The 3,848-nt window shown below is 65.6% G+C and carries 5 protein-coding genes; 2 read left to right on the top strand and 3 right to left on the bottom strand.

Annotated features, from left to right (window positions below):
* Nucleotides 1-166 (top strand): AAA-associated domain-containing protein (locus tag HV675_RS31920; RefSeq protein ID WP_175115445.1); only part of this gene is annotated, 166 nt, incomplete at its 5' end.
* 122 nt (nt 167-288) lie between these two features.
* Here HV675_RS31920 and HV675_RS31915 read toward each other — a convergent pair.
* The 3 genes from HV675_RS31915 to HV675_RS31905 all read right to left on the bottom strand — a co-directional run bounded on the left by HV675_RS31915 (nt 289) and on the right by HV675_RS31905 (nt 2,869).
* The gene (locus HV675_RS31915) at nt 289-927 is read right to left on the bottom strand and encodes a hypothetical protein (RefSeq protein ID WP_377700653.1); all 639 of its coding nucleotides are present in this window, start codon (nt 925-927) and stop codon (nt 289-291) included.
* The gene (locus HV675_RS31910; RefSeq protein ID WP_175115443.1) at nt 924-1,487 is read right to left on the bottom strand and encodes a hypothetical protein; all 564 of its coding nucleotides are present in this window, start codon (nt 1,485-1,487) and stop codon (nt 924-926) included. The genes HV675_RS31915 and HV675_RS31910 overlap by 4 nt, the downstream gene beginning before the upstream one ends.
* Before the next feature lie 320 nt (nt 1,488-1,807).
* Nucleotides 1,808-2,869: a sigma-54 interaction domain-containing protein gene (locus tag HV675_RS31905; protein ID WP_175115442.1), complete on the bottom strand. Its 1,062-nt coding sequence runs from the start codon at nt 2,867-2,869 to the stop codon at nt 1,808-1,810.
* 413 nt (nt 2,870-3,282) lie between these two features.
* Here HV675_RS31905 and HV675_RS31900 point away from each other — a divergent pair, with 413 nt between their 5' ends.
* Complete coding sequence (locus HV675_RS31900; RefSeq protein WP_175115441.1) at nt 3,283-3,600, top strand: ElaB/YgaM/YqjD family protein; 318 nt, start codon at nt 3,283-3,285, stop codon at nt 3,598-3,600.
* The last annotated feature ends 248 nt before the right edge of the window (nt 3,601-3,848 follow it).

Genomic DNA, 3,848 nt, shown 5'->3' with positions numbered 1-3,848 from the left:
GCACCGCGCACCGCGCGTGCGCTTCGAGCAGGAGCTGGAGGACTTCCTGTCCGACAGCGCGGCGCAGGAGACGCTCGACGCGGTGATCAACTGGGGGCGTTACGGCGAGATTTTCTCGTATAACGACCAGTCGGAGATTTTCAGTCTCGAGGACGTGGAGTCCTGACTTTCTGACAGCGCGTGGCGACGCACTTCCGGTCGCGCCCACGCTACGGTACAAAAGCAAACGGCTGCGCAGGGATGGCAGTCGTTTGCTTTTGCGCCAGGCACTGCTTGCTGCGCCGCCGCCTATTGCAGGTTGCCCCAGCGCTCGACTGCCGGCTCAGCCGACGCCCATTTCCACCAGCGCTTGTCCTGCTGCAACTGGCAAGCGGCGGCCGTGTACCACTGCTCGGGCGCGTTGGCTTCGTCGCCGTCGGCGACCGAGAACGCGAACTCCTTGCAGTCGGCGAGCGCCGACGAGAACGCGCGCGTCACGCGCACCTGCCCGTGGCCGTTCTCGATCGGCAGCGTGTGCTTCACGTTCCATGGCCGTGTATCGCCGACCTTCATGGTGCCGACCAGCGCCGCGATCACGTTCTGCTGATCGGTGTGCATCACGCGATAGTAGCGATTGACGGCCTCGGTGGTGGCCGCTTGCACCGCGATGCCGACGCCGATGCCGACCGCCGGATTGGCGGTGACGATGCCGGTCGCGGTGCCGGCGGCCGCGCCGCCCGCGGCGCCAAGCGAAGAGGAACTGCAACCGCTGATCAGCGCACTGGCGCCGGCGCACAGCGCAACGGCGAACGATGCATGCAGGACACGCGATACACGCAACGCACCCAGTACACGCAACACACGTCGCCGTGCAAGCGACGATGCGTGCCGCCGTGCGCGAGGCGGCGCGTGATCCACGCGTTTCGAACGGCTCGCGGTCGCGCTCATTGCAGCGCGCCCCAGCGTTCGGTGGCCGGTTCAGCCGATGCCCACTTCCATGCGTTGCCGTCGCGGCAGATCGACGCGACATAGAACGCGCTCGACGCGGGCGCTTTCTGCGTCGCGGTCTGGTCGACCGAGAATACGATTTCCTTGCAGTCGAGCGGACCGCTGCTGATCACGCGGCTGACCGTGACGCGGCCGTGCGCATCGTCTTCGAGCGGCACCGAGTGCGTGATGCTCCACGGCGCGACGCCGCCGACGTCGAGCGGGCCGGCGACTTGCGCGATGCTGTCCTGGGTGTTGCGATGAATCACGCGCTCCGAATACTGCACGCCGGCGCGCGCCGCGGCGACCGCGCCAAGGCCGATGCCGGTCGCGACCGCCGCGTTGTTCGTGACCGAACCGGCGATCGCGGCGCCGGCGATACCCGCGCCCGCTGTCGCGCTTTCGGAGTAGAGCGAACTGCAGCCGCTCAGTGCAAACGCGGCGACGGCGATAACGAGCGCAGCCAGCAGCGTGACGCCCGGACGCGGTGCGGTGAAGGCACCGGATGGGATAGTGTGCATTCTTTGTTCTTGCTCCTGCTTGCCCCTGTTGCGCCGCCCTTGGGCGTGGGCGCAGCGGGGCAGACCTCGTGACGATTACGCAGGAGGATTGTGCAGGATGCCATTTGTAATTGGCATAGAAAAAATGCAAGAAATTGCAAAACCTGATGCGCGCGCGATGTCTTTCTGTTTATTAGCGCGTCGAATGAAACTGGCGATCGGCGCGGGTGAGCGTAACCGGTCGCGCAAGCGAATGGGAGGGCGAGACGGGCGACGCGCAAAGCGCGCCCCCGCCATGCGGCGCAGCGGCGCACTCGACCCTGACCCGCATGCGATGACGCTCAACGCGCCTCTTCGCTGGCGTCTTCGTCGTCGCCGTAGGTGCTCAGGCGGTTGTACAGCGTCTTCAGGCTCACGCCGAGCGCCTTCGCGGCACGCCGCTTGTCGCCACCGCAGTACTTCAGCGTGCCGAGGATGATCTGCTTTTGCGCATCCGCGAGCGGCGTGCCGATCCACACGCTCATCGAATCGCCGAGCGTGACGGGTTTCTTCACGCGCGACATCAGATGCGGATGCGGTAGCTCGACCGACTTCTCCGCGAGAATGAACGCGCGGTACACCGCGTTCTTCAACTCGCGCACGTTGCCGGGCCACGACCATGTGCGCAGCGTTTCCATCGAGCGCTTGCTGAACACCTTGTTCGTGCCTTCCTGCTGGTTCAACGCGGCGAGGAAATGCAGCGCGAGCAGTTCGCGGTCGCCTTCGCGTTCGCGCAACGGCGGTGCGCGCAATGGAAAGACCGCGAGCCGGTACATCAGGTCTTCACGCAGTCCGTTTTCCTTCACCGCGACCGCCGGGTCGCGGTTGGTCGCGGCGATCACGCGCACGTCGCCGCGAATCAGTTCCGTGCCGCCGACGCGAAAGAACGTGCCGGTCTCCAGCGCGCGCAGCAGCTTCACCTGGCGCACCGGCGACATTTCGGTCACTTCGTCGAGAAACAGCGTGCCGCCGTTCGCGTGCTCGAAATAGCCGATGCGTCCTTGTACGGCGCCCGTGAAGCTGCCTTTTTCATGGCCGAACAGTTCGGCTTCGATCAGTTCGTCGGGAATCGCGCCGCAATTGACCGCGACAAACGCGGCGCCTTTGCGCGCACTGTGCTCGTGAATCGTGCGGGCGACCAGTTCCTTGCCGGTGCCGGATTCGCCGATGATAAGCGCGGTCGCGTCGGTTGCGGCCACGCGCTCGATCTGGTCGTAAAGATCGAGCATGACGGGGGACGAGCCGTACAGCGAGCCGTACGACTTCAGTCCTGCGACGCCTTCCGCGCCGCGTTGTTTCGCCTGTGACGCGGCGCTGCCGCCGGCAGTGCCGGTGGCGGGCGAGTCCAGATCGGTTGACGCCATAACCAGGGTGTCCTGTGCAAGTGCGATTCGAGGATGTGATGGCGCAAGCCGGGAGAGGCGGACTGGTCCGGATGCGCTGGATGGTCCGCCCTCTCGCAAGAACCCATTTAACCACTGGCGCGCCGTGCGCGGCAAGGCGCTTGCATCGCTTCGGTGCGAACGCGAAGTGCGGAAAAAAGTTCGCGGCCGACTTCGGCGACGAACGGCAACCGGCAACATTGACGCTTCTGTTGCAAGGAACTTCGCAAGGCGAGCGTCAATCGACACCATTGTCGGGTACGGCCGTTGCGGTGATTGTCAGATGGCATACGCAGCGCAGCAACACCGGCTCAATGAAAGCACGTAATCGGCGTCGCCGGCGGCGCCATCCAGCGACGCGCCAATCGACGCAATAACAGGAGCAGGAGGCCCCGATGACAGCCACCACCGAACAGTTCTCACTCGGCAAGCAGAAAATCGTCGAGGACCTGAACGTATTGTTGACCGATTCGGAGGAAATGCTGCGACTCGCCGCCGCGTTGCCCGGTGAAGGCGTCGATGCATTGCGCGAGCGTCTGCGTACTCATATCGATACGTTGCAAGCGGCGCTCGCCGATGCGCAGGCCGCCGCGCAACGCGGCTATCGCAGCGCGACGGTGCAGACCGAACGCTATGTGCGCCAGAACCCGTGGCAGGCGCTCGGCATCGCGGCGGGCGCCGGCTTTCTGCTCGGCGTGCTGGTCGCCCGTTGAAGGGCCGGCGCGCGGGTTGCGACGGTCGTTATGCATGAATACGAGGTTTACGATCAAGGAGAGATGATCATGGCTCGACCCAGAATCGGCGTTTTCGGTGCGCTTTTCGCGGTGGGCGGGATGCTCGCGTGGCGCTGGGCGCAAAAGCGGCGCGCCGCGCAGACAGCGACCGCGCGCGATCTGACGCGCTGGGAGGGCGAGGGCGGCGCGGTCGCCGACGCCCAGCCCGTGCAGCCGGCGGCGCTGCC

Source organism: Paraburkholderia solisilvae (assembly GCF_902859875.1).
Classification (GTDB): domain Bacteria; phylum Pseudomonadota; class Gammaproteobacteria; order Burkholderiales; family Burkholderiaceae; genus Paraburkholderia; species Paraburkholderia solisilvae.
This window is presented reverse-complemented; position numbering and strand designations above follow the sequence as displayed.

Coding starts and splice junctions, on each gene's coding strand:
- HV675_RS31910 (WP_175115443.1), bottom strand. CDS start 1,487: ATGCACACTATCCCATCCGGTGCCTTCACCGCACCGCGTCCGGGCGTC.
- HV675_RS31915 (WP_377700653.1), bottom strand. CDS start 927: ATGAGCGCGACCGCGAGCCGTTCGAAACGCGTGGATCACGCGCCGCCT.
- HV675_RS31900 (WP_175115441.1), top strand. CDS start 3,283: ATGACAGCCACCACCGAACAGTTCTCACTCGGCAAGCAGAAAATCGTC.
- HV675_RS31905 (WP_175115442.1), bottom strand. CDS start 2,869: ATGGCGTCAACCGATCTGGACTCGCCCGCCACCGGCACTGCCGGCGGC.